At 62.0% G+C, this 25,553-nt stretch carries 24 protein-coding genes; 21 read left to right on the top strand and 3 right to left on the bottom strand.

Annotated elements, in window-relative coordinates; all coding sequences use genetic code 11:
- Window positions 1-10 precede the first annotated feature (10 nt).
- The 12 genes from eno to ACTJKM_RS11430 all read left to right on the top strand — a co-directional run bounded on the left by eno (window position 11) and on the right by ACTJKM_RS11430 (window position 11,146).
- On the top strand, window positions 11-1,285 hold the full coding sequence (gene eno / locus ACTJKM_RS11485) for a phosphopyruvate hydratase (protein ID WP_057255655.1): 1,275 nt from the start codon (window positions 11-13) through the stop codon (window positions 1,283-1,285).
- A 173-nt stretch (window positions 1,286-1,458) separates the two neighbouring features.
- Window positions 1,459-1,779, top strand: a complete 321-nt coding sequence (locus ACTJKM_RS11480; protein WP_057255656.1) for an FtsB family cell division protein — start codon at window positions 1,459-1,461, stop codon at window positions 1,777-1,779.
- Window positions 1,780-1,915: 136 nt separating this feature from the next.
- Window positions 1,916-2,962 (top strand): pyruvate dehydrogenase (acetyl-transferring) E1 component subunit alpha, encoded by a 1,047-nt coding sequence (pdhA, locus tag ACTJKM_RS11475; RefSeq protein ID WP_058326663.1) that lies wholly within the window; start codon window positions 1,916-1,918, stop codon window positions 2,960-2,962.
- A 17-nt stretch (window positions 2,963-2,979) separates the two neighbouring features.
- Window positions 2,980-4,350 (top strand): pyruvate dehydrogenase complex E1 component subunit beta, encoded by a 1,371-nt coding sequence (locus ACTJKM_RS11470; protein WP_057255658.1) that lies wholly within the window; start codon window positions 2,980-2,982, stop codon window positions 4,348-4,350.
- 15 nt (window positions 4,351-4,365) lie between these two features.
- The gene (locus ACTJKM_RS11465; RefSeq protein WP_058320576.1) at window positions 4,366-5,706 is read left to right on the top strand and encodes a pyruvate dehydrogenase complex dihydrolipoamide acetyltransferase; all 1,341 of its coding nucleotides are present in this window, start codon (window positions 4,366-4,368) and stop codon (window positions 5,704-5,706) included.
- A 65-nt stretch (window positions 5,707-5,771) separates the two neighbouring features.
- Window positions 5,772-6,413, top strand: a complete 642-nt coding sequence (locus tag ACTJKM_RS11460; RefSeq protein WP_057255660.1) for an SGNH/GDSL hydrolase family protein — start codon at window positions 5,772-5,774, stop codon at window positions 6,411-6,413.
- Window positions 6,414-6,415: 2 nt separating this feature from the next.
- Window positions 6,416-6,997, top strand: coding sequence for a GNAT family N-acetyltransferase (locus ACTJKM_RS11455; RefSeq protein ID WP_058326662.1), 582 nt, complete (start codon window positions 6,416-6,418; stop codon window positions 6,995-6,997).
- An 18-nt stretch (window positions 6,998-7,015) separates the two neighbouring features.
- Window positions 7,016-8,461 carry a dihydrolipoyl dehydrogenase gene (gene lpdA / locus ACTJKM_RS11450; RefSeq protein ID WP_058326661.1) on the top strand — a complete coding sequence of 482 codons (1,446 nt, stop codon included), beginning with the start codon at window positions 7,016-7,018 and terminating at the stop codon, window positions 8,459-8,461.
- 174 nt (window positions 8,462-8,635) lie between these two features.
- Window positions 8,636-8,887, top strand: a complete 252-nt coding sequence (locus ACTJKM_RS11445; protein ID WP_057255666.1) for a GlsB/YeaQ/YmgE family stress response membrane protein — start codon at window positions 8,636-8,638, stop codon at window positions 8,885-8,887.
- 122 nt (window positions 8,888-9,009) lie between these two features.
- Window positions 9,010-9,978: a lipoyl synthase gene (gene lipA / locus ACTJKM_RS11440; RefSeq protein WP_112995918.1), complete on the top strand. Its 969-nt coding sequence runs from the start codon at window positions 9,010-9,012 to the stop codon at window positions 9,976-9,978.
- A 175-nt stretch (window positions 9,979-10,153) separates the two neighbouring features.
- Window positions 10,154-10,687, top strand: coding sequence for an AAA family ATPase (locus tag ACTJKM_RS11435; RefSeq protein WP_245296052.1), 534 nt, complete (start codon window positions 10,154-10,156; stop codon window positions 10,685-10,687).
- A 9-nt stretch (window positions 10,688-10,696) separates the two neighbouring features.
- Window positions 10,697-11,146 (top strand): type II toxin-antitoxin system RatA family toxin, encoded by a 450-nt coding sequence (locus ACTJKM_RS11430; RefSeq protein WP_057255670.1) that lies wholly within the window; start codon window positions 10,697-10,699, stop codon window positions 11,144-11,146.
- Here the strand turns inward: ACTJKM_RS11430 and ACTJKM_RS11425 are convergent.
- Both ACTJKM_RS11425 and ACTJKM_RS11420 read right to left on the bottom strand, forming a co-directional pair.
- Window positions 11,134-11,631, bottom strand: a complete 498-nt coding sequence (locus ACTJKM_RS11425; protein WP_057255671.1) for a CinA family protein — start codon at window positions 11,629-11,631, stop codon at window positions 11,134-11,136. The two genes, ACTJKM_RS11430 and ACTJKM_RS11425, sit on opposite strands and share 13 nt — an antisense overlap.
- Entirely contained in the window at window positions 11,631-12,836 is a 1,206-nt protein-coding gene (locus ACTJKM_RS11420; protein ID WP_348627339.1) for a bifunctional 2-C-methyl-D-erythritol 4-phosphate cytidylyltransferase/2-C-methyl-D-erythritol 2,4-cyclodiphosphate synthase, read from the bottom strand. The genes ACTJKM_RS11425 and ACTJKM_RS11420 overlap by 1 nt, the downstream gene beginning before the upstream one ends.
- A gap of 251 nt (window positions 12,837-13,087) precedes the next feature.
- On the opposite strand from ACTJKM_RS11420, the gene dusB reads away from it, so the two are divergent.
- The 9 genes from dusB (at window position 13,088) to hflX (ending at window position 24,630) form a co-directional block, all read left to right on the top strand.
- Window positions 13,088-14,131, top strand: a complete 1,044-nt coding sequence (gene dusB / locus ACTJKM_RS11415) for a tRNA dihydrouridine synthase DusB (protein WP_058326658.1) — start codon at window positions 13,088-13,090, stop codon at window positions 14,129-14,131.
- Window positions 14,128-15,279, top strand: a complete 1,152-nt coding sequence (locus ACTJKM_RS11410; RefSeq protein ID WP_058326657.1) for a two-component system sensor histidine kinase NtrB — start codon at window positions 14,128-14,130, stop codon at window positions 15,277-15,279. Before dusB ends, ACTJKM_RS11410 begins: the two co-directional genes overlap by 4 nt.
- Window positions 15,276-16,730: a nitrogen regulation protein NR(I) gene (gene ntrC / locus ACTJKM_RS11405; protein ID WP_057255678.1), complete on the top strand. Its 1,455-nt coding sequence runs from the start codon at window positions 15,276-15,278 to the stop codon at window positions 16,728-16,730. The genes ACTJKM_RS11410 and ntrC overlap by 4 nt, the downstream gene beginning before the upstream one ends.
- A gap of 221 nt (window positions 16,731-16,951) precedes the next feature.
- Window positions 16,952-19,222 (top strand): sensor histidine kinase NtrY-like, encoded by a 2,271-nt coding sequence (locus tag ACTJKM_RS11400; protein ID WP_058326656.1) that lies wholly within the window; start codon window positions 16,952-16,954, stop codon window positions 19,220-19,222.
- Window positions 19,212-20,576 (top strand): two-component system response regulator NtrX, encoded by a 1,365-nt coding sequence (gene ntrX, locus ACTJKM_RS11395; protein WP_057255682.1) that lies wholly within the window; start codon window positions 19,212-19,214, stop codon window positions 20,574-20,576. Before ACTJKM_RS11400 ends, ntrX begins: the two co-directional genes overlap by 11 nt.
- A 46-nt stretch (window positions 20,577-20,622) precedes the next feature.
- Entirely contained in the window at window positions 20,623-21,999 is a 1,377-nt protein-coding gene (trkA, locus tag ACTJKM_RS11390; protein ID WP_058326655.1) for a Trk system potassium transporter TrkA, read from the top strand.
- Between the two features lie 11 nt (window positions 22,000-22,010).
- Complete coding sequence (locus ACTJKM_RS11385; RefSeq protein ID WP_058326654.1) at window positions 22,011-22,874, top strand: D-amino-acid transaminase; 864 nt, start codon at window positions 22,011-22,013, stop codon at window positions 22,872-22,874.
- A 109-nt stretch (window positions 22,875-22,983) separates the two neighbouring features.
- Complete coding sequence (gene hfq / locus ACTJKM_RS11380; RefSeq protein ID WP_003535434.1) at window positions 22,984-23,226, top strand: RNA chaperone Hfq; 243 nt, start codon at window positions 22,984-22,986, stop codon at window positions 23,224-23,226.
- Window positions 23,227-23,304: 78 nt separating this feature from the next.
- The gene (gene hflX, locus ACTJKM_RS11375) at window positions 23,305-24,630 is read left to right on the top strand and encodes a GTPase HflX (protein WP_058326653.1); all 1,326 of its coding nucleotides are present in this window, start codon (window positions 23,305-23,307) and stop codon (window positions 24,628-24,630) included.
- Window positions 24,631-24,714: 84 nt separating this feature from the next.
- Here the strand turns inward: hflX and mazG are convergent, their stop codons facing one another.
- A complete protein-coding gene (mazG, locus tag ACTJKM_RS11370; RefSeq protein ID WP_058326652.1) occupies window positions 24,715-25,548 on the bottom strand; it encodes a nucleoside triphosphate pyrophosphohydrolase in 834 nt (277 codons plus the stop codon).
- Window positions 25,549-25,553: the final 5 nt, after the last annotated feature.

The following is a 25,553-nucleotide window of genomic DNA, read 5'->3' as shown; positions in this document are numbered from 1 at the left end:
GGAAGAGATCATGACTGCAATCATCGACATCATCGGCCGAGAAATTCTGGACAGCCGCGGCAACCCGACCGTCGAGGTCGACGTGTACCTGGAAGACGGAAGCTTCGGCCGTGCGGCGGTCCCGTCGGGCGCCTCGACCGGTGCGCATGAGGCTGTCGAGCTGCGCGATGGTGGTACGCGCTACCTCGGCAAGGGCGTCGAGCGCGCCGTAGAAGCCGTCAATGGCGAGATCTTCGAAGCGATCGGCGGTCTCGATGCCGAGAACCAGATCCAGATCGACAAGACCATGATCGAACTCGACGGCACGTCGAACAAGTCGCGCCTCGGCGCCAACGCCATCCTCGGCGTGTCGCTTGCGGTCGCCAAGGCTGCGGCCGAAGCGGCCGGCCTGCCGCTCTACCGTTACGTCGGCGGCCCGAACGCTCACGTGCTTCCGGTTCCGATGATGAACATCATCAACGGCGGCGCCCATGCCGACAATCCGATCGACTTCCAGGAATTCATGATCGTTCCGGTTGGTGCCGATACGATGCGCGATGCGGTCCGCATGGGCTCGGAAGTGTTCCACACGCTGAAGAAGCAGCTTGCAGCCGACGGCCACAACACCAATGTCGGTGACGAAGGCGGCTTCGCTCCGGGCCTCGCTTCCGCTCCGGCAGCGCTCGACTTCATCATGAAGTCGATCGAGAAGGCCGGCTACAAGCCGGGCGAAGACATGTTCGTCGCGCTTGATTGCGCTGCGACCGAATTCTTCAAAGACGGCAAGTACGTGCTCGAAGGCGAAGGCCGCACGCTGGAGCCGGGCGCAATGGCTGAATACCTGGCGGAACTCGCTGCCAAGTACCCGATCTTCTCGATCGAAGACGGCATGGCGGAAGACGACTGGGACGGCTGGAAGGCCGTGACCGACCTCATCGGCAACAAGTGCCAGCTCGTCGGCGACGACCTGTTTGTCACCAACTCGGCGCGCCTGCGCGACGGCATCAAGATGGGCGTCGCCAACTCGATCCTCGTCAAGGTCAACCAGATCGGCTCGCTTTCGGAGACACTCGACGCCGTCGAGACCGCGCACAAGGCGCGCTACACCGCCGTCATGTCGCACCGCTCGGGCGAAACCGAAGACGCCACGATCGCCGATCTCGCGGTTGCCACCAACTGCGGCCAGATCAAGACCGGTTCGCTCGCCCGTTCGGACCGGCTCGCCAAGTACAACCAGCTGATCCGCATCGAAGAGCAGCTCGGCCTGCAGGCCACGTACGCCGGCCGTTCGATCCTGCGCGGCTGATCCTGTAGCGCCGCGCGTCTTTTCAGACGCGCAAAGGTCGCTGTAGCTGACAAACGAAACCCGCCCACGTTCCCACGTGGGCGGGTTTCTGTTTTCCTGCCATTCATGGTCAACGGTCGGTTAATCAATCGACGCTAGTCTCATTTCCGTAATGCGTATCAGGGCGTGAATGGATGTGGACACGGCATCATAAGAAACGGAAACTGGGCCGGCTGGTTATGCCGTTGATCGCGGTCGCCTTTCTCTCTTACTTCGGCTATCATTCCATCCACGGCGGCTATGGCTTGAAGGCGACGGAGCAATTCGATCGCCAGATCGTCGAGCGGCAGGCGCGGCTGGATAAGCTCACGAAGCAGCGGATGATCCTTGAAAAAGAGGTCCAACTGATGAGTGATGGGTCGCTGGAACGGGACATGCTGGATGAAAAAGCTCGCCTCGCGCTGAACATGTCGCGAAGTGACGAGATCGTTATTTTTCACCGCCCCGAAAATTAACCTGAATTCAGTTAATTGAAATTTGTGAAGCAAATTCAATTGTTTGCGTGGAATGCGAGCCATGCAAATATGGCATTGCTGTGGCGCTTTTCTTTCCCTATGGTAACCGCCAAAGGCTAACCATTGGGAGGAATGAATGGCTCCGCGAAAAACCGCGTCCGTCTCCAGCCGTAAGGCCGCCGCAAAGCCGGCCAAGAAGGACTTCAACGGCGGCACCATCGCCGATTTCACCAAAGAAGATGACCTGAAGGCTTACCGCGAAATGCTGCTCATCCGGCGTTTCGAGGAAAAGGCCGGCCAGCTCTATGGCATGGGTTTCATCGGCGGCTTCTGTCACCTCTACATCGGCCAGGAGGCTGTTGTCGTCGGCATGCAGATGGCACTGAAAGACGGTGATCAGGTTATCACCGCCTATCGTGACCATGGCCACATGCTGGCCTGCGGCATGAGCGCTCGTGGCGTCATGGCCGAACTTACCGGTCGTCGCAGCGGTCTTTCCAAGGGGAAGGGCGGCTCGATGCACATGTTCTCCAAGGAAAAGCACTTCTACGGCGGTCACGGCATCGTCGGCGCCCAGGTGTCGCTCGGTACCGGCCTTGCATTCGCAAACCGCTATCGCGGCAACGACAATGTCAGCGTCGCCTATTTCGGTGACGGCGCTGCCAACCAGGGTCAGGTCTACGAAAGCTTCAACATGGCGCAGCTGTGGAAGCTGCCGGTGATCTACGTGATCGAGAACAACCGCTACGCCATGGGTACGGCAGTATCGCGTGCCTCGGCCCAGACCGACTTTTCGCAGCGCGGCGTTTCCTTCAACATTCCGGGCTTCCAGGTCGACGGCATGGACGTTCGCGCCGTCAAGGCGGCCGCCGACGAGGCCGTCGAGTATTGCCGTTCCGGCAAGGGCCCGATCATCCTCGAAATGCAGACCTACCGTTATCGTGGCCACTCCATGTCCGACCCGGCGAAATACCGCTCGAAGGACGAAGTGCAGAAGATGCGGTCGGAACACGACCCGATCGAGCAGGTGAAAGCCCGTCTGACCGAAAAGGGCTGGGCGAGCGAGGACGAGCTGAAGCAGGTCGACAAGGACGTCCGCGACATCGTCGCCGACAGCGCCGATTTCGCCCAGGCTGATCCGGAGCCGGATGCATCCGAGCTCTACACCGACATCCTGCTTTGATCCGGGGAGGGACAAACATGCCAGTAGAAATTCTTATGCCCGCCCTTTCCCCGACGATGGAGGAAGGCACGCTCTCGAAATGGCTGAAGAACGAGGGAGACAAGGTGTCTTCCGGCGACGTCATCGCTGAAATCGAGACGGACAAGGCGACGATGGAAGTCGAAGCCGTCGACGAAGGCACGATCGGCAAGCTCTTGATTGCCGCCGGCACCGAGGGCGTCAAGGTCAACACGCCGATCGCCGTGTTGCTGCAGGACGGCGAAGCGGCAGGCGATATCGCCGCTCCAAAGGCCGAAGCGCCGAAGGCGGCAGCCACTGAGGCTCCGGCTGCGTCCGCGCCGGCTCCGGTTGCAGCCCAGCCGAAGGTTGAAGTTGCCGCCGATCCGGCAATCCCGGCCGGCACCGAAATGGTGACGATGACCGTTCGCGAAGCGCTTCGCGACGCCATGGCCGAAGAAATGCGCTTGAGCGACGACGTTTTCGTCATGGGCGAAGAAGTCGCCGAGTACCAGGGCGCCTACAAGATCACCCAAGGCCTGTTGCAGGAATTCGGTTCGCGTCGCGTCATTGACACCCCGATCACCGAGCATGGCTTTGCCGGTGTCGGCGTCGGCGCTGCCATGACCGGTCTTCGCCCGATCGTCGAGTTCATGACCTTCAACTTCGCCATGCAGGCGATCGACCAGATCATCAACTCCGCTGCCAAGACGCTCTACATGTCCGGTGGCCAGATGGGCGCGCCGATCGTCTTCCGCGGCCCGAGCGGTGCCGCGGCCCGCGTGGCTGCCCAGCACTCGCAGTGCTATGCCGCCTGGTACAGCCATATCCCCGGCCTCAAGGTCGTCATGCCCTATACGGCAGCCGACGCCAAGGGTCTGCTGAAGGCCGCGATCCGCGACCCGAACCCGGTCATCTTCCTCGAAAACGAAATCCTCTACGGTCACTCCTTTGAAGTGCCGAAGCTTGACGATTTCGTGCTGCCGATCGGCAAGGCCCGCATCCACAAGGTCGGCAAGGACGCAACTATCGTCTCCTTCGGCATCGGTATGACCTATGCGGTCAAGGCGGTTGCTGAACTCGAAGCCCAGGGCATCGACGTCGAGCTTATCGACCTGCGTACCATCCGTCCGATGGACCTGCCGACGGTCATCGAATCGGTCAAGAAGACCGGTCGCCTCGTCACCGTCGAAGAAGGCTACCCGCAGTCGTCCGTCGGTACCGAGATCGCGACCCGCGTCATGCAGCAGGCATTCGATTACCTTGACGCTCCGATCCTGACGATCGCCGGCAAGGATGTGCCGATGCCTTACGCCGCGAACCTCGAGAAGCTCGCGCTTCCGAACGTTGCTGAAGTCGTCGATGCGGTGAAAGCCGTTTGCTACAAATAAGGGGAGGGTTCTTCGATGCCTATCAACATCACAATGCCGGCCCTCTCTCCGACGATGGAAGAAGGCAATCTGGCCAAGTGGCTGGTCAAGGAAGGCGACAAGGTCAAGTCCGGTGACGTGATTGCCGAGATCGAGACCGACAAGGCGACGATGGAAGTCGAAGCCGTCGACGAAGGCACCGTCGCCAAGATCGTCGTTCCCGCCGGCACCGATGGCGTCAAGGTCAATGCGCTGATCGCCGTTCTCGCCGCAGATGGCGAGGATGTTGCTGCCGCTGCAAAGGGTGGCAACGGCGCAGCCGCACCGGCTCCCGCGGCCAAGGCGGAAGCGCCGGCACCGGTAGCGCCGAGCGCTCCGGCTGCGGCTCCTGCCGCTGCTCCGGCTCCGGTTGCAGCCCAGCCGGCGAAGTCCGAAGGCGCTCGCGTCTTCTCCTCGCCGCTCGCCCGTCGTCTGGCCAAGGACGCCGGCATCGACCTGTCGGCAATCGCCGGCACAGGCCCGCATGGTCGCGTCGTCAAGAAGGACGTTGAGACTGCCGTTGCCGGTGGCACCGCGAAGCCTGCAACCGCACCGGTTGCCGGCACTGCCGCTCCCGCGGCCGCACCGCTTGCCAAGGGCCCGTCGGACGATGCCGTTCTCAAGCTCTTCGAGCCGGGCTCTTACGAGCTCATACCGCATGACGGCATGCGCAAGACGATCGCCAAGCGCCTGGTCGAATCCAAGCAGACGATCCCGCACTTCTACGTGTCGCTCGACTGCGAGCTCGACGCGCTTCTTGCACTGCGCGCCCAGCTCAATGCCGCTGCTCCGGAGCAGGGCGGCAAGCCGGTCTACAAGCTCTCCGTAAACGACATGGTCATCAAGGCCCTGGCGCTTGCGCTGCGCGACGTTCCGAATGCGAACGTCTCCTGGACCGAGAGCAACATGGTCAAGCACAAGCACGCTGACGTCGGCGTTGCCGTGTCGATCCCGGGCGGCCTGATCACCCCGATCGTGCGCCAGGCGGAGCTGAAGAGCCTGTCTGCCATCTCCAACGAGATGAAGGACCTCGGCCAGCGCGCCAAGGACCGCAAGCTGAAGCCCGAGGAGTACCAGGGCGGCACCACGGCGGTCTCCAACATGGGCATGATGGGCGTCAAGAACTTCGCCGCCGTCGTCAACCCGCCGCATGCCACGATCCTCGCGGTCGGTGCGGGCGAGGAGCGCGTCGTCGTCAAAAACAAACAGATGGTCATCGCCAATGTCATGACCGTTACGCTCTCGACCGACCATCGCTGCGTCGATGGCGCGCTCGGCGCCGAACTGCTCGGAGCCTTCAAGCGCTACATCGAAAACCCGATGGGCATGCTGGTCTGAGTTGGATAGGGACCGGCCTTCGGGCCGGTCCGTTCCTTTTCGCGCAGTCGAAGGCGGCCCGGACGATGAAAACAGTTCTCTGCTATGGCGACAGTCTGACCTGGGGCTACGATGCCGCGGATGGCGGTCGTCACGCGTTTGCCGATCGCTGGCCGAGCGTCTTGCAGAAGGCGCTGGGTTCGGACGTTCAGGTCATCGCCGAGGGACTGAACGGTCGTACGACCGCCTATGACGACCATCTCGCCGATTGCGACCGCAACGGCGCAAAAGTGCTGCCGACGGTGCTGCACAGCCATGCGCCGCTCGATCTGATCATTCTTCTTCTCGGCGCCAACGATATGAAGCCGGTGATCCACGGAACCGCTTTCGGCGCCGTGAAGGGCATCCAGCGTCTCGTCACGCTCGTGCGCCGGCATGACTGGCCGGTCGAAGACGAGGGTGGGCCGGAAATCCTGATCGTCTCGCCGCCGATGCTCTGCGAAACGGCCAATGCCGCCTTCGGCGCGATGTACGCCGGCGGCGTCGAGCAGTCGGCGATGCTGGCACCGCTTTATCGCGATCTCGCCGACGAACTCGATTGCGGCTTTTTCGACGCCGGATCGGTCGCTCAGACCACGCCGCTCGATGGTGTGCATCTCGATGCGGAGAATACGCGTGCGATCGGCCGGGGTCTCGAACCGGTCGTGCGGATGATGCTTGGGGTCTAGAGATGGTGGGGGGCGTCACCATTCGTCCGGCGGAAAAGCGCGAGGCGGCCGAGCTCGCCATCCTCGTCGATGTCGCCGCGCATGGCTTTGCCTCCTGGCTCTGGTACGGCGCCGTTCTTCATGGGGTGACGGATACGGCCTTCGAGCGTGGCCGCAACAAGCTGCGCGAAGAGCCCGGGCCTGGAAACTGGCGCGACGCTCTCGTTGCTGAAGTTGATGATGAAGTTGTCGGTCTGGCGGTCGGCTATTCGATCGGTCCGGAAGTGCTGGAGATCGTTCCCAAGCACCCGGTTCTGGAACCCTTGCTGGCACTGCAGAGGCAGATCGTCGGTCACTGGTTCATCGAGAGCCTCGGCGTCTATCGCCATCAGCGCCGCCGCGGAATCGGCAGCGCGCTCCTGGCAAAGGAATTCGAACGCGCCGGATCGGCGCCGGTGAGCCTGATCACCGAAAGCCACAACGACAGGGCCCAGGCACTATACAGAGCAAACGGTTTCGGCGAGGCAGCGCGCGCCGGGGCGGTTCCGCTCTTTGAGGAAAGCAAGAAACACGACTGGGTGCTGTTCACCCGCAAGGTCGCTTGAGACAAAGGCAGGAAACATATGGCTGAGAATTACGACGTCATCGTCATCGGTTCGGGTCCAGGGGGCTATATCGCCGCCATTCGTGCGGCGCAGTTGGGTCTCAAGACCGCGATCGTCGAGCGCGAGCATCTGGCCGGCATCTGCTCCAACTGGGGCTGCATTCCGACCAAGGCGCTGCTGCGCTCCGCCGAAGTTCTGCACTACGCCCAGCATCCGGGCGCCTATGGCGTCAAGATCGAAGGCACGGTGACGCCGGACCTGAAGGCGATCGTCGCACGCTCACGCGGCATTGCCGAACGCATGAACGGCGGCGTCGGCTTCCTGATGAAGAAAAACAAGGTCGACGTGATCTGGGGCGAGGCGAAGCTGACGAGGCCCGGCGAGATCGTCGTCGGTAAATCGACGAAGCCGGTTGTCCAGCCGCAGGCGCCGCTGCCGAAGAACACCAAGGGCGAGGGCACCTACACCGCCAAGCACATCATCATCGCGACCGGCGCCCGGCCGCGCGCGCTTCCGGGCATCGAGCCCGATGGCAAGCTGATCTGGACCTATTTCGAGGCGATGAAGCCTGAGGAAATGCCGAAGTCGCTGCTGGTCATGGGCTCGGGCGCGATCGGCATCGAGTTCGCCTCGTTCTACCGCACCATGGGCGTTGACGTAACGGTTGTCGAAGTCATGTCGACCGTGATGCCGGTCGAGGACGCCGAAATATCCGGCGTTGCCAAGAAGCAGTTCGAAAAGCAGGGCATGAAGATCCATCTCGAAGCCAAGGTGACGAAGGTCGAGAAGGGCGCGAACTCGATCACAGCCCATGTGGAGATGAAGGACGGCAAGGTCGAAAAGATCACCGCGGACCGGATGATCTCCGCCGTCGGCGTGCAGGCCAATGTCGAAAATATCGGTCTTGAGGCCCTCGGCGTGAAGACCGATCGCGGCTTCATCGCCATCGATGGTTACGGCAAGACCAACGTGCCGGGCATCTACGCCATCGGTGACGTCGCCGGCCCGCCGATGCTCGCCCACAAGGCCGAGCACGAGGCCGTGATCTGCGTCGAAAAGATCGCCGGCCTGCCGAATGTGCACCCGATGGACAAGCTGAAGATCCCGGGCTGCACCTATTGCCATCCGCAGGTCGCCTCCGTCGGCCTCACCGAAGCCAAGGCCAAGGAATTGGGCCGCGAGATCCGCGTCGGCCGCTTCCCCTTCGTTGCCAACGGCAAGGCAATCGCGCTCGGCGAGGACCAGGGTCTCGTCAAGACCATCTTCGATAAGAAGACCGGTGAGCTGCTCGGCGCCCATATGGTCGGGGCCGAAGTCACCGAGCTCATCCAGGGCTTCGTCGTCGCGATGAACCTCGAGACGACAGAAGAAGACCTGATGCACACGATCTTCCCGCATCCGACGATTTCGGAGACGATCAAGGAAAGCGTGCTCGACGCCTACGGCCGCGCGCTCAACGCCTAGAGCCCCGTATAATTCCTTAGATCGACATCGATTTAAGGACAAAATTATACGGCATTCAAAGGGTTACAGCGACCTTTGCGCGTCCTTCGAGACGCGCGGCGCTGTATCCTCGCCGGAACTTTTGATAGGCTTCGGCATTGAGAATGGCCTCGTTTTCAATGCACGGAGATCAAAATGAGCGTGAACGGCGTCGGCATTCTGGCTGCGATCATCATCGGCGGTTTGGCCGGGTGGCTCGCGGAGAGGTTCATGAGCAGCGAGATGGGTCTGTTCATGAACATACTGCTCGGCATCATCGGCGCGGTGGTGCTGAATTTCATCCTGGCGGCCTTCGGCATGGCTTTTGCCGGCTGGGTCGCCTATCTGGTCATCGGCTTTATCGGCGCCTGCCTGCTGATTGCCGTTGGTCGCGCCGTCAAACGATAGCCTGCCGGGCCATTTGCGCTTCCGTCGGGCGAGACGGCCTGACATTTCCCGTCGGGCCGTCTATATAGAGCGAAAATGGGTCATCCGGCCTGATGCCGGCCCGCCGCGACGAGGAAGACAGTATGGTAACGGTATTCGATGTCGTCTCTGACCGGGCGCAACGCGTCCGCCACCCGGAAAAGGCCCACAAGCCCGACACCGAAGTCATGCGCAAGCCGGAGTGGATCCGCGTCAAGGCGCCGATGTCCAAGGGATATCAGGAGACGCGTTCGATCGTGAAGAGCCACAAGCTCGTCACTGTTTGCGAAGAAGCGGGCTGCCCGAACATCGGCGAATGCTGGGACAAGAAGCACGCCACCTTCATGATCATGGGCGAGATCTGTACCCGCGCCTGCGCCTTCTGCAACGTCGCGACCGGCAAGCCGAATGCGCTCGATCTCGAAGAGCCGGCGAACATTGCCAAGGCCGTCAAGCAGATGGGCCTCAGCCACGTCGTCATCACCTCCGTCGACCGTGACGACCTGGAAGATGGCGGCGCCGAGCACTTCGAGAAGGTGATCTGGGCGATCCGCGAAGCGTCGCCGGCGACGACCATCGAGATCCTGACGCCGGACTTCCTGAAGAAGCCGGGTGCACTGGAGCGCGTCGTCGCCGCCAAGCCCGACGTCTTCAACCACAATATGGAAACCGTGCCCGGCAACTATCTGACGGTCCGTCCGGGTGCGCGCTACTTCCACTCCGTCCGCCTGTTGCAGCGCGTGAAGGAGCTGGATCCGACGATGTTCACCAAGTCCGGCATCATGGTCGGCCTCGGCGAAGAGCGCAACGAAGTGCTGCAGCTGATGGACGACCTGCGCACCGCGGATGTCGACTTCCTGACGATCGGCCAGTACCTGCAGCCGACGCGCAAGCACCACAAGGTCGAGAAGTTCGTGACCCCCGAGGAGTTCAAGTCCTACGAGACCGTCGCCTACACCAAGGGCTTCCTCATGGTCTCCTCGAGCCCGCTGACGCGCTCGTCGCACCATGCCGGCGACGACTTCGCCCGCCTCAGGGCAGCGCGTGAGAAGAAGCTGCAGGCTGCCGAGTAAGACGGAAACAGGTTCTCAAAAAACGATCGGCTCCGGCGCTTGCGCCGGAGTTTTTGTTTTGGGGAGGGCGTCGGAGCGACATCGGGCTGCTCGCGCAAAGCTTGCATCCTCCCGTTCAATCACCTAACGGCCGTCTCTGGAGGACGCGAGCCGATGCCGCGATACGGACGAGGCGGTGTCGCATCTCGAAAGCGCGCAACGCATTCTGGTAATAGGCTGTTCCGGCAGCGGCAAGAGCACGCTTTCCCGGCAACTGTCCGAGCAGTTCGGTTTGCCGCATCTGGCGATGGATCGGGAATTCTTCTGGTTGCCGGGGTGGAAGCTGCGGCCGAGGCAGGAAATGCTTGCCCTGATCTCGAAGGCTGCGGCTGGCGAACGCTGGATCATGGATGGTACCAGTCCGAAGACGCTGCCGCTCCGCTTGCCACGCACACACGTGGTGATCTGGATGCGGCCGCCGCGCTGGGTTTCGCTGCGCGGTGTGCTCTGGCGCTGGTTCGCCCATTGGAAAAAGACCCGCCCGGATATGGCCGATGATTGTCCGGAGAAGGTCGATCTCGATTTCCTTCGCTACATCTGGAACTTCGAGCGCAGGGATGCGGTTGAGATCGAGGCGCAGCTGGCCGGCCATGCCAACCTGCCGGTTCTCGTGTTGAAATCGCACGCGGAAACGGCGTTACTACTTGCGAAGATAAGGCGGGGCGACTAGCTCTCGATCATGCCGCATTTTGAAACCAACCATGTCGTCAAGCATACCGCGGACCAGATGTTCGATCTGGTTGCCGATGTCGAGCACTATCCCGCATTCCTGCCGCTCTGCGAGGCACTGACGGTGCGCACGCGCAAGGAGCGCGACGGCAAGGTGTTGCTGCTGGCCGACATGACCGTCGGCTACAAGGCGATCCGCGAGACTTTCACGACGCAGGTGCTGTTGAACAAGGCCGAGCGCGCGATCGAAGTCAAATACATCGACGGGCCGTTCAAATATCTCGACAACCGCTGGCGCTTCGAACCCGCGGGCGAGGGGCAGTCGATCGTGCATTTCTACATCGACTACGAGTTCAAGAGCCGCATTCTCGGCGCGTTGATGGGATCGATGTTCGACCGCGCCTTCCGCATGTTCTCCGACGCCTTCGAAAAGCGCGCCGACAGCATCTATACGGCCTGAGCGATTTCCATGAGCATGTCGAGCGCGGTGCGGACGGTCGCAAGCCGGATGCCGCTGCGGCCGATATCACCATAGCGCATCTCCCGGTGCAGCATCGCGCCGTTTCGCCCGGATGCCGCAAGGTGCACGAGCCCGACCGGCTTTTCAGCCGAACCGCCGCTGGGACCGGCAATGCCGGTGACGGCAACGGCGAAATCCGCTGCCGAATGCGAGAGGGCGCCACGCGCCATCTCAATTGCTGTCTCCCGCGAAACGGCGCCATGGGCCGCAAGTGTTGCGGTCTCGACGCCAAGCATCGCTACCTTCGCTTCGTTGGAGTAGGTGACGAAACCGCGATCGACGACCGCGGACGAACCGGAAATCTCGGTCAGCGCCCCGGCGATCAGGCCGCCGGTGCAGGATTCGGCGGTGGCGACTTTGAGGTCCCGCGCCGTGAACTTGGCGATGATCTCACCGGCTTTGACTTCGATATCGGCGGGCCACATTACGAAAGGCTCCCATAGACGACGGTCGCCGTGGCGATGGCGGCAATGCCTTCATCGCGGCCCACGAAGCCGAGGCGTTCGTTCGTCGTTGCCTTGACCGAGCAGCGGTCGAGCGAGATGCCGAGCATGTCTGCAAGGTTCTCGCGCATCGTCAGCCGATGCGGGCCGACCTTCGGTGCCTCCGCGATCAGGGAAACGTCCGCATTGGTGATGATGCCGCCGCGCTCGCGCACGATGCGAGCCGCATGCTCCAGGAAGATGCGCGACGGCGCGCCCTTCCATTGCGGGTCGGACGGCGGGAAATGGTCGCCGATGTCGCCGGCGCCACAGGTGGCAAGCAGCGCGTCGGTGAGCGCGTGCAGCGCCACATCGGCATCGGAATGGCCGGAGAGCCTCTTCGTGTGCGGAATGAAGACGCCGCAGAGCGTCACGCCGTCGCCCTCGATCAACTGGTGCACGTCGTAACCGTTGCCCGTGCGTACGTCGGGCAGGGCGGTCCGGTTGAGCTTCTCGTCGGCCATGGCGATGTCCCTTTTCAATGTCAGCTTGACGTTGTCTACCGTGCCCTCGACGAGGACGACCTTGAGGCCGGCCCATTCGGCGATCGAGGCATCGTCAGTAAAATCAGCGCGGCCGCTCTTGGCTGCATCCCGGTGGGCAGCAAGAATGGCCGGAAGATCGAAGGTCTGCGGTGTTTGCGCGCCATAGAGACCGTCGCGCGGCACAGTCTCCAGTACGACGCCATCCTTGCACGCGCGCTTCAGCGTGTCCGCGACGGCGACCGCCGGCAACACGGCTTTGACCTCGCCACCAAGCGCCGCTGCGCAGCGCGAGAGTAGTGCGTGATCGGCAAAGGGACGGACCGCATCGTGGATCATCACATGACCGGCGCCGGTTTCAGCCAGGGCTTCGAGGCCGGCGAGCACGGAGATCTGCCGGGTCGCGCCACCATGGACGATGATCACATCGCCGACGACTGAGCGTTTGCGTGCGGCATCGAACAGGGCCTCGTCGTCCGGATGGATGACGACGACGATCGGGCCGGCGCCCGGCCATGTCGCGAAAGTGTCAAGCGTATGGGCGATAACGGGGCGATCGCCGATGGTTCGATACTGCTTCGGGCCCTCGGCGGATTGCCCGGCACGTTCGCCGCGTCCGGCTGCAACGATTACCACGCCGCACTTTAGCTGTTCTTGAGGCTGCATCTTCTGTATGAGGTCCCGCATTCGCCGATCTTCGCCGTGATGTACCGCGAAGGGTCGTGCTTTGCCAGCACTGCATAATTGCTTAGATCGGAATCGATCTACGGGCAAAATTATGCGGCAGGTCTAAAATCTTACAGCGACCTTAGCGCGTCTTGAGAGACGCGCGGCGCTGTAAGCCGGGAATTTTGCGCAAGGCGCCGAAATCGCTTGGCAAGCCTGAGAACAATGTCTAAAAATAGTGCAGGAACAACATGTGCCTGAAAGATATGCATTTGCCAATTCCGGCTCTTTCGTCTCCGCTCCGGATCGGGACTATCGAACTCCGCAATCGCGTTGCGCTCGCCCCCATGTCCGGCGTTACCGATCTGCCGTTCCGGCGGCTTGCATGGCGCTATGGCGCCGGCTTTGTCGTGACCGAGATGGTTGCGAGCCGCGAGTTGGTCGGCAACGCGTCTGAATCTTGGGCGCGGCTCAAGAACTCCGGCATCAAACCGCATATCGTTCAGCTTGCCGGCCGTGAGGCCCATTGGATGGCGGAAGCCGCCAAGATAGCTGCAGACAATGGTGCCGATATCATCGACATCAACATGGGATGCCCGGCCAAGAAGGTGACGGGTGGCTACTCCGGCTCGGCACTCATGCGCGATCCCGATCACGCGCTGTCGCTGGTTGAGGCGACAGTCGATGCCGTCGAAGTGCCGGTGACGTTGAAGATGCGGCTCGGCTGGGACGAAAACTCGATCAACGCGCCGCTGATTGCCAAGCGCGCCGAAGACGCCGGGGTGAAGGCGATTACCGTGCACGGCCGTACACGCATGCAGTTCTACAACGGCAAGGCGGATTGGGATGCCATTCGCCCGGTTCGCGAGGTCATTACCGTCCCCCTGGTCGCCAATGGCGACGTGGAGACGATCGCCGACGCGGAAGAGATTCTCCGCCGGTCGGGCGCTGATGCCGTCATGGCCGGGCGTTCGTCGCAGGGGCGCCCGTGGCACGTCGGCTTTCTTGCCGGTGCCGTTGAGCACCCGTCGCAGGCGGCGATCGCCGATATCTTTGCGGAGCACTACGAAATGATGCTCGAATTCTATGGTGTCGACGTCGCCGTGCGGCACGCGCGCAAACATGTCGCCTGGTACCTTGACCGCTTTGCCCCTGATATCGCAGGCACGGAAAAGGCAGCGATCCTGACATCGACTGATACCCGTTTCGTCTGCGACAGGGCACGCGCCGCGATACTCGATGCGGCTCCGGCCAAGCTGGAAGGCGAGGCGGTCGCGGAAGGAATGGCCGCATGACCGAGAAGCCGAGCATTCCCGATGCGGCCGCCAACGGTCTGTCGATGGCGGTTCTGAACGCCATTCAGAACCCGGTGATTCTGGTCGATGCCAATGGTTTGGTCGCGTTTGCCAACTGGGAAGCCGAATCGTTTTTCGGCGCGAGCGCCAATCATCTGGCGCGCCACAACATCAGCGCCTTCATCCCCTTCGGCAGCCCGCTCTTGACCCTGATCGAACAGGTGCGCGAGCGCAAGGCGCCGGTCAACGAGTACCGCGTCGACCTGAGTTCGCCGCGTCTCGGCGCCGACAAGCTCGTCGATCTCTATGTCGCCCCGGTCCTTTCCGAGCCAGGCTCGGTCGTCGTCGTCTTCCAGGAGCGCTCGATGGCCGACAAGATCGACCGGCAGCTTACCCATCGTGGTGCTGCCCGTTCGGTGACGGGGCTTGCCTCGATGCTGGCGCACGAAATCAAGAACCCGCTTTCGGGCATCCGCGGTGCCGCCCAACTGCTGGAAACCTCCGCCAATGACGAAGACAGGGCGCTGACACGTCTGATCTGCGATGAGACCGACCGCATCGTCTCGCTGGTCGATCGCATGGAGGTGTTTTCCGACGAGCGCCCGGTGGATCGCGTGCCGCTGAACATCCATTCGGTGCTCGACCATGTGAAGGCGATCGCCAAGGCCGGTTTTGCCCGACACATCAAGTTTGCGGAGAACTACGATCCGTCTCTGCCGCCCGTTTATGCCAACCGCGACCAACTGGTTCAGGTGTTCCTGAACCTGATCAAGAATGCGGCCGAAGCGATCGGCGACCGCAGCGATGGCGAGATCGTGCTGACGACGGCCTACAGGCCGGGTATACGCCTGTCGGTAGCCGGGACGCGCGAGAAGATCTCGCTGCCGCTGGAATTCTGCGTGCACGACAATGGACCGGGCGTGCCGTCCGACCTGCTGCCGCTGCTCTTCGATCCTTTCATTACCACCAAGACCAACGGTTCCGGCCTGGGGCTGGCGCTGGTCGCCAAGATCATCGGTGCCCATGGCGGCATCGTCGAATGCGACAGCCAGCAGAACCGCACCACTTTCCGTGTCCTGATGCCGGCCTCCAAAGGCCAGGCAGCGGATGAAGACGACATGCCGATGACAAAAGGAAGCCTTGCATGACGGGTGCCACGATCCTCGTTGCGGATGATGATGCCGCCATTCGCACCGTGCTGAACCAGGCGCTGAGCCGCGCCGGCTACGATGTCCGCATCACCTCCAATGCGGCGACGCTCTGGCGCTGGATCGCAGCGGGCGACGGCGATCTCGTCGTGACCGACGTTGTCATGCCCGACGAGAATGCCTTCGATCTCCTGCCGCGCATCAAGAAGGCGCGCCCCGATCTGCCGGTGCTGGTCATGAGTGCCCAGAACACCTTCATGACGGCGATCAAGGCTTCGGAGAAGGGTGCCTACGACTATCTGCCCAAGCCCTTCGACCTGACCGAATTGATCGGCATCATCGGCCGGGCGCTGTCGGAGCCCAAGCGCCGGCCGGCCAAGCTCGACGACGACACCCAGGACGGTATGCCGCTGGTTGGTCGTTCGGCGGCGATGCAGGAAATCTACCGGGTGCTGGCGCGCCTGATGCAGACGGACCTCACCCTGATGATCACCGGCGAGTCCGGCACCGGCAAGGAACTCGTCGCCCGCGCGCTGCACGATTATGGCAAGCGACGCAACGGTCCGTTCGTTGCGATCAACATGGCGGCGATCCCGCGCGATCTTATCGAATCGGAGCTTTTCGGCCACGAGAAGGGCGCCTTCACCGGTGCCCAGGTGCGCTCGACTGGTCGTTTCGAACAGGCCGAGGGCGGCACGCTTTTCCTCGATGAAATCGGCGACATGCCGATGGACGCACAGACCCGCCTGCTGCGCGTGCTGCAGCAGGGCGAATACACGACCGTTGGCGGCCGCACGCCGATCCGTTCGGACGTGCGCATCGTGGCGGCGACCAACAAGGACCTGAAGCAATCGATCAATCAGGGCCTGTTCCGCGAAGACCTCTATTATCGCCTCAACGTCGTGCCGCTGCGTCTGCCCCCGCTGCGTGACCGCGCGGAGGATATTCCGGATCTCGTTCGTCACTTCGTCCAGCAGGCCGAAAAGGAAGGGCTCGACGTCAAGCGCTTCGATCATGAAGCGCTGGAACTGATGAAGGCGCATGCATGGCCGGGCAACGTGCGCGAGTTGGAAAACCTGGTGCGGCGCCTGACGGCACTTTATCCACAGGACGTGATCACCCGCGAGATCATCGAAAACGAGTTGCGTTCCGAGATACCGGACAGCCCGATCGAAAAGACCGCGGCGCGGCCCGGATCGCTCACCATTTCGCAGGCCGTCGAAGAAAACATGCGCCAGTATTTCGCAAGCTTCGGCGAAGCTTTGCCTCCGGCCGGCCTTTACGATCGCGTGCTTGCCGAAATGGAGTATCCGCTGATCCTTGCGGCGCTCACCGCAACCCGTGGTAACCAGATCAAGGCGGCCGATTTGCTCGGCCTCAACCGTAACACGCTGCGCAAGAAAATCCGCGAACTCGGTGTTTCGGTCTATCGCAGCTCACGCAGCGCTTGACTTGGACACGGCCACCGTTGCATTTTCGCCACAATGCGTTGCTTGAACGTGTGACGATCGCCGAATCGCGTGTCGTTGCCGTCTCGTTCAATCGATTTGACCCAATTGATTGACTGGGGGTGCAACGCGGCAGCCCTTTGGGCGGCGAGGTCAACCTTTGACCAGAGAATGCTAGCAAGTGATGCCGTCGCCGGCTGGCGCCGGTTGGGGGAACGCTTTTCATGGTGGACGCAATGGCCTTGCCGCTGGGCACAGATGAGGGACTCGCGGCGCAGGACCGGCGCGCGTCCTTTGCCCTGCCGGGGCTGATGCTGGCGACCGGCGCCTTGATCTGCGCCACTGTCTCGCTGCTCGTTCTTCTCGGATTGACGCCGATACGGCTCGAGCGAAATGTCGTCATCGCCTGCGCTGCCATCAACAGCCTGTTCGTCGTTGGCCTGATCTATCTGATCGCCCGCGAAATCCTGCGGCTGCTACGCGCCCGACGCAAAGGCCGCGCCGCCGCGCGCCTTCACGTGCGCATCGTTGCGCTGTTTTCGATCGTGGCGATCACGCCTGCGGTTCTTGTCGCGATTTTTGCCAGCATCACGCTCGACGTCGGCCTCGATCGCTGGTTTTCGCTGCGGACGCAGGCGATCGTCCGCTCGTCGATCAACGTCGCCCAGGCCTATGTGCTCGAGAATGCCAGCTATCTGCAGGGTCAGACGGTGTCGATGGCCAACGACCTCGAACGCAACCGGCAGCTCTATAGCCTCGACCGCACCGGTTTCACGGAACTCATGACCCGCCAGGCGCGCGGCCGCGGCATGCTTGGGGCATTCCTGGTTCGTGCTGATGGCAGCGCTATAATTCAGGCCAACATCTCCACGGACCGTCCGCTGCCCTCCATTCCGCCGGACGCACTGAAAAGCTCGGTATCCGGTCAACCGACACTGATTCCGCCAGGGGTCACCAACCTTGTCGGGGCCGTTATTCCGCTCGACGACATTCCGGGCACCTATCTCTACACGGTTCGCAATGTCGATCCGGAAGTGATGCGCTCGCTGCGGCTGATGGAAGAGAACACGGCCGAGTACAAGATGCTTGAGGCCGGTCGAACCTTCACGCAGATCGCCTTCGGTGTTCTCTATATCGGGTTTGCGCTCATCGTTCTCCTGGCTGCGATCTGGACCGCGATCGCGGTTGCCGACCGCATCGTCCGGCCCATTCGCCAGTTGATCGGCGCTGCCGACAGTGTCGCCTCCGGCAATCTCGATGTTGTCGTGCCGGTCCGTGCCGTCGACGGCGACGTTGGTAACCTGTCGCGCACCTTCAACAAGATGGTCTCGGAAATCCGCAGCCAGCAGGAACAGATCCTGGAGGCCAAGGACGAAGTCGATCATCGCCGTCGTTTCATCGAGGCTGTTCTTTCAGGCGTGACTGCGGCGGTGATCGGTGTCGGGCGCGATCGACAGATCACCATCGTCAACTCGTTTTCCGAAGAGTTCCTGAAGAAGGCGGCGCCTGAACTCCTCGGCGCGGACCTGCGCACGGTAGCGCCGGAGGTCGAAGAGGTTCTGGTGGAGGCCGAAAGCCGCCATCGCAACGACTACCGCAAGCAGATCAATATCATGCGCAGCGGAACCGAGCGGACGCTGAACGTTCAGGTGACGCGCGAAGAGGGTGGCGAAGCGAACGAATCCTACGTCATCACCATCGATGACATCACCGACCTCGTCATCGCTCAGCGCTTGACCGCCTGGGCCGATGTCGCGCGCCGCATCGCGCACGAGATCAAGAACCCGCTGACGCCGATCCAGCTCTCCGCCGAACGTCTGAAGCGCCGTTATGGCAAGCAGATCAACCAGGAAGACAAGGCTATCTTCGACCAGTGCACCGATACGATCGTGCGCCAGGTAGAAGACATCGGTCGCATGGTCGACGAGTTCTCGGCTTTCGCGCGCATGCCGAAGCCGACCAAGGAAAAGGCGGATCTCCGCACGATCCTGAAGGATGCGATGTTCCTGCGCGAGATGGGCAACAATCACATCGATTTTGTGCGGGACCTCGGCGAAGAGCCGCTCGAGGGCCTGTTCGACGGGCGCATGCTCGGTCAGGCCTTCGGCAACATCGTCAAGAACGCGGTCGAATCGATCGAGGCGGTGCCGGCCGATGCGGCGCGCGGCCATCCGAGGATCGTCGCGCGAGCACGAACCGACGTGGCAACGGGCCGCTTCGTTGTCGATATCATCGACAACGGCAAGGGGCTGCCGACGGAGAACCGGCACAGGATTCTGGAGCCATACATGACGATGCGCGAGAAGGGCACGGGCCTGGGACTCGCCATCGTCAAGAAGATCATTGAGGACCATGGCGGACAATTAGAGTTGCACGACGCGCCAGCCGATTTTGACGGCGGTGTCGGGGCGATGATCCGCGTGGTCCTGCCGCCTGCCGGAGAAACCGGGGGCGAAGACAGTTTGAAGGATAAGGGTGCGAGCGATGGCCGCTGATATTCTGGTTGTGGACGATGAGGAAGATATCCGCGAGATCGTGTCGGGTATCCTCTCTGACGAAGGGCACGAAACCCGCACCGCCTTCGACAGCGACAGTGCGCTGGCGGCGATCAGCGATCGCGTGCCGCGCCTGGTCTTCCTCGATATCTGGATGCAGGGAAGCCGGCTCGACGGCCTGGCGCTGCTCGATGAGATCAAGGGGCGCTATCCGGACCTCCCCGTCGTCATGATTTCCGGTCACGGCAATATCGAGACCGCCGTCAACGCCATCAAGCGTGGCGCCTACGATTTCATCGAGAAGCCCTTCAAGGCCGACCGGCTGATCCTGATTGCCGAGCGGGCGCTGGAAAACTCGAAGCTCAAGCGTGAAGTCTCGGAGCTGAAGAAGAAGTCCGGCGATCCGGTCGAACTGATCGGGACGTCGGTTGCCGTGTCGCAGCTTCGTCAGACGATCGAGAAGGTCGCGCCGACCAACAGCCGCATCATGATCCAGGGGCCGTCCGGATCGGGCAAGGAACTGGTCGCGCGGATGATCCACCGCAAGTCGACGCGGTCGACCGGTCCCTTCGTGGCGCTGAACGCGGCGGCGATCACGCCGGACCGCATGGAAATTGCGCTGTTCGGAACCGAGGGAACGCCGGGACAGCCACGCCGCACTGGTGCGCTCGAGGAAGCCCATGGCGGCATCCTCTATCTCGACGAAATCGGCGAGATGCCGCGCGAGACGCAGAACAAGATTCTGCGGGTGCTCGTCGACCAGCAGTTCGAGCGTGTCGGCGGTACCAAGCGCGTCAAGGTCGATGTCCGGATCATCTCCTCGACCGCCTACAATCTCGAAAACATGATCTCCGAGGGCCTGTTCCGCGAAGACCTGTTCCACCGGCTTGCCGTCATTCCGGTGCGCGTGCCGGCGCTCGCCGAGCGGCGCGAGGATATTCCGTTCCTCGTCGACATGTTCATGCGCCAGGTCAGCGAGCAGGCCGGCATTCGTCCGCGCAAGATCGGCGACGATGCCCTGGCCGTGCTCCAGGCCCACGACTGGCCCGGCAACATCCGCCAGCTTCGCAACAACATCGAGCGCCTGATGATTCTTGCCCGCAGCGACGGTCCGGACACGCCGATTTCCGCAGACATGCTGCCGACGGAGGTGGGCGATACGCTGCCGAAGATCTCCGCGCAGGGCGACCAGCACATCATGACGTTGCCGTTGCGCGAGGCTCGCGAAATGTTCGAGCGTGATTATCTGATCGCGCAGATCAACCGATTCGGGGGCAATATTTCCCGTACGGCGGAATTTGTCGGAATGGAGCGGTCGGCGCTGCATCGCAAGCTGAAGTCGCTGGGCGTCTGAGGCATTTTCCGGCCATCGCGGCAGCGCTCCCAGGTGAAAGTACGACATGAAGGTAGTCATTTGTGGTGCGGGCCAGGTGGGGTACGGCATTGCCGAGCGGCTGGCGCAGGAAGATAACGACGTATCGGTGATCGATACCTCGGCGACGCTGATTGCCAACATCACCGAGAGCCTCGACGTGCGCGGCTATGTCGGCCACGGCGCGCATCCGGATGTGCTGGCCAAGGCCGGCGCCGACCAGGCCGACATGCTGATTGCCGTCACGCTCTCCGACGAGGTCAACATCGTCGCCTGTGAAGTCGCCCATGCGATCTTCAACGTGCCGACGAAGGTCGCGCGCATCCGGGCGCAAAGCTATCTCGCGCCCGAGTATTCGAACCTGTTCTCGCGTGAGAACGTGCCGATCGACGTCACCATCTCGCCCGAAGTCGAGGTTGGGCGGCTGGTGCTGCGGCGCATATCCTTTCCGGGGGCGATCGATGTCGTGCGTTTCGCCGAAGATCGCATCGCCATGGTCGCCTTCGAGTGCCTGGAAGATTGCCCGGTCGTCGGCACGCCACTGCAGCAGCTGAGCGAACTGTTCCCCGATCTGCTTGCAACAGTCACCGGCATCTTCCGCAACGGCAAGGTCATGGTGCCGCATTCGGATGACCAGCTGCAGGCCGGCGATATCGCCTATGTCGTTTGCGACCGGGACCACGCCCGCCGGACCTTGGCGCTCTTCGGCCATGAGGAGCAGGAAGCGCGGCGCATCATCATCTTCGGTGGCGGCAATGTCGGCTACTTCGTTGCCAAGGCCATCGAGGAGCATCAGCCGCGGACCCGGGTGAAACTGATCGAAAGCGATCGCGACCGGGCAGTGGTGATGGCGGATAAGCTGAGCAACACCGTTGTGCTCAACGGTTCGGCGATGGATCAGCGGATTTTGGCACAAGCTGACGTTCAGGATGCCGATCTCGTGGTGGCGCTGACCAACAACGACCAGATCAACATCCTCGGCAGCATGATGGCGAAGCGGCTGGGCGCCAAGTCGACGCTCGTGCTGATCAACGAGCCGTCCTATCAGGATTTTGCCGGCACGGCTGGCGTCGACGCCTATGTGAACCCACGTGCCGTGACCATCTCGCGCGTGCTGCAGCACGTCCGCAAGGGGCGCATTCGCTCCGTGTATGCGGTGCAGAAGGGTATGGCCGAGGTGATCGAGGCCGAAGCGTTGGAAACCTCGCCGCTCGTTGGCAGAGCCCTGCGTGACCTCGATCTTCCCGAAGGCATCCGCATCGGTGCACTCTATCGCGACAAGACGTTTATTCGCCCGGACGGCAATACAAAGATCAAGGCGAAGGACCGTGTTGTGCTCTTTGCCACCGCCGATGCCGTACGGCACGTCGAACAGCTTTTCCGCGTCAGCATCCAGTACTTTTAGGGCCGAGATCCATGCCGAGAATTGCCTATGTCAACGGTGCCTACGTGCCGCATGCCGACGCCGGCATCCATATCGAGGATCGCGGTTATCAATTTGCGGACGGCGTCTACGAAGTTTGTGAGATACGCCATGGTTACATCGTCGATCTCAGCCGGCATCTCGATCGCCTCGACCGTTCGCTTCGTGAACTGCGCATCGACCGGCCGATGAGCCGGGCGGCGCTCGTGCATGTGATCCGAGAGGTGGTTCGGCGCAACCGGGTCCGGAATGGTCTGTTCTATATCCAGGTCACGCGCGGCGTGGCGCGCCGTGACCATGTGTTTCCGGCCAAGGAGACGATGCCGACGATCGTGGTGACGGCGAAGCGCACCGATGCCGAGGCCATCGCCGAAAAGGCGACGCAAGGGATCGCGGCGATCACCGTACCGGAAAACCGCTGGGACCGGGTGGACATCAAGTCCGTCGGGCTCCTTCCCAACGTGCTCGCCCGCCAGAAGGCGCAGGAGGAGGGTGCTCAGGAGGCAATTTTCGTCGACGCCGATGGCACGGTGAAGGAGGGCGCCGCGACCAATGTCTGGATCGTCGATGGCGACGGAACCCTGCGCACCCGTCCGGCCGAGCACGGAATCTTGAAGGGAATCACCCGCACCACCTTGATGGATGTGGCGGGGCCACTTGGGCTCAAGGTCGAGGAGAGAGCGTTCTCAGTCGAGGAAATGCTCGCGGCGCGCGAGGTCTTCATTACCGCTGCCACCAGCATCTGCTTTCCGGTCATTTCGGTGGACGGCAGACCGATCGGCAATGGGCATCCGGGAAGCATAGCACAGAATATTCGTGAAGCCTTTTTCGGCGTTGCGGAAAAGACATTGATTTGATACCAAACTTAAAGAGGTGTCGGGGAAGGTACTTGTGGCGCCTCTGATTGCAGATATCGACAAAAATGCACCGGCGCGAAACGCCGGCAAATAAGAAAGAAGCGGCGCGATGGCGGAACGTTCTCAAAACTTGCAGGATCTCTTTCTCAACACGGTCCGCAAGCAAAAGATTTCATTGACAATTTTTCTTATCAACGGTGTCAAGCTCACCGGCGTCGTGACGTCTTTTGATAATTTCTGCGTCCTGTTGCGTCGCGATGGCCATTCGCAATTGGTCTACAAGCACGCAATTTCGACCATCATGCCCGGCCAGCCGCTGCAGATGTTCGAGAACGAAGAAGCTGCATCCTGACGGGACGTTAGGCACATTACCAAGCGAGATTCAAAGTCGTCGTCGATCATTCCGGAGCTCGAGAAGCTCCGCGACGACATGCGCGCGGTCGTCATCGTTCCGGTCTTGAAAAAGACCGGAAGGCAGTCCGCAGAGATCCTCTCGACGACAACGACGCGTACTGACGAAAGTCGCCTTGAAGAGGCGACCGGTCTGGCGATGGCGATCGATCTGGAAGTCGTGCATGGCGTCATCGTTCCGGTGTCGCAGCCCAAGCCAGGCACGCTGCTCGGCAGCGGCAAGATCGAGGAAATCGGCCATATTCTCGTTGATCTCGATGCTGGCCTCGTCATCGTCGACCATCCCTTGACGCCGGTGCAGCAACGCAACCTCGAAAAAGAATGGAACGCCAAGGTCATCGACCGGACCGGCCTCATTCTGGAGATTTTCGGTCGCCGCGCTTCCACCAAGGAAGGCACGCTGCAGGTCGATCTCGCCCATCTCAATTACCAGAAAGGCCGCCTGGTCCGAAGCTGGACGCACCTTGAGCGTCAGCGCGGTGGTGGCGGCTTCATGGGCGGTCCGGGTGAAACCCAGATCGAAGCGGACCGCCGCCTGCTGCAGGACCGCATCGTCAAGCTCGAGCGCGAATTGGAGCAGGTCCGCCGGACCCGGCAGTTGCACCGTTCAAAGCGCAAGAAGGTGCCGCATCCGATCGTCGCTCTCGTCGGCTACACCAACGCTGGCAAGTCCACGCTTTTCAATCGCATGACTGGGGCGGGCGTTCTGGCCGAGGACATGCTGTTTGCGACGCTGGATCCGACCCTTCGGCGCTTGAAGCTGCCCCATGGCCGCATGGTCATCCTCTCCGACACGGTCGGGTTCATTTCCGATCTGCCGACGCACTTGGTCGCCGCATTCCGCGCGACGCTTGAAGAGGTGCTGGAAGCGGACCTGATCCTGCATGTGCGCGATCTCTCCGACCCGGACAACCAGGCGCAGGCAAGCGATGTGCTTCGCATTCTCGCCGATCTCGGCATCGACGAGAAGGAAGCCTCCGAACGGCTCATCGAGGTCTGGAACAAGATCGACCGGCTCGACGCCGAATCGCGTGAGGCGCTGCAGAGCAAGGCGGCAACCTCGGGCAACACGGTCGCCGTTTCCGCCATCACCGGCGAGGGCGTCGATGAGCTGCTCGGCGAAATTGGTCGCCGCCTGTCAGGCGTGCTGACCGAATGCACCGTCGTGCTCGGCATCGATCAGCTGCAGCTTCTGCCCTGGGTCTATCAGCACGCCATCGTCGACGGCCGTGAGGACCTGGAGGACGGGCGTGTGAGCCTTGAACTCAGGCTGACCGAAAACGAGGCCGCCGATCTGGAACGCCGCCTCGGAAACGGGCCAAAGCCCGTTGAGGAAGACTGGTAAGCCTGCGCCTTCCTCCGATTCGCTCACTGTTGACCTCAGCTTTCGCGCGAGGGAACGCATAGGATATATGCGTTCCCGATTGCCTTAGCCGAGTTGCCGCTCGATCGCCTTCGCCGCTTGCCAAAGCTCTTCCATCCGCTCGAGCGTCGCGCCATCCAGCGTCTCGCCGGCGTCGCCGAGTTCGCGCTCGATATGGGCGAAGCGGCGGCGGAACTTGGTGTTGGTGCCGCGAAGGGCCATTTCCGGATCGGTCCCGACATGACGGCCAATATTGACCACCGCAAAAATCACGTCGCCCAGTTCATCGCTGACCTTGGCGCGGTCCTTTTCGCGCAGCGCCTGACGCAATTCGCCGATCTCTTCCTCAATCTTATCGAGAATAGGCTCGGGCTCCGACCAGTCGAAGCCGACCTTGGCGGCCCGTTCCTGCAGCTTTAGGGCCTCGACCAGTGCCGGAAACGAGCGTTGGACCGAGCCGAGATGGCTTGCGGCGGAGTCCGGAAGAAGGCCGCGCTTGGCGCGCTTTTCCTGCCGCTCAGCCTTTTCGGCCTGCTTGATCTCGTCCCACTGCAACTTGACCGCTTCAGGCGTATCGGCATCGGAACGCGCAAAGACATGCGGATGCCGGCGGATCATCTTGCGGGTGACCGCTTCGACGACGTCGCCGAAGGCAAAGTCGCCGGCTTCCTCCGCCATCCGGGCATGGAACACCACCTGCAGCAGCAGGTCCCCCAGTTCGTCGCAAAGGTCGTGCATGTCGCCGCGCTCGATGGCGTCGGCAACCTCATAGGCTTCCTCAATCGTGTAGGGTTTGATCGTCTCGAAGGTCTGGACGATGTCCCAGGGGCAACCGGTTTCCGGCTGCCGAAGTGCGGCCATGATATCGAGCAGGCGTTTTATATCGCGTGAAGGTTCCATGGATC

This window comes from Ensifer sp. 22460 (assembly GCF_052044935.1).
Taxonomy (GTDB): Bacteria; Pseudomonadota; Alphaproteobacteria; order Rhizobiales; family Rhizobiaceae; genus Ensifer.
The sequence above is the reverse complement of the archived record's forward strand: the minus strand, read 5'-3'. Positions and strand labels throughout refer to the sequence as shown.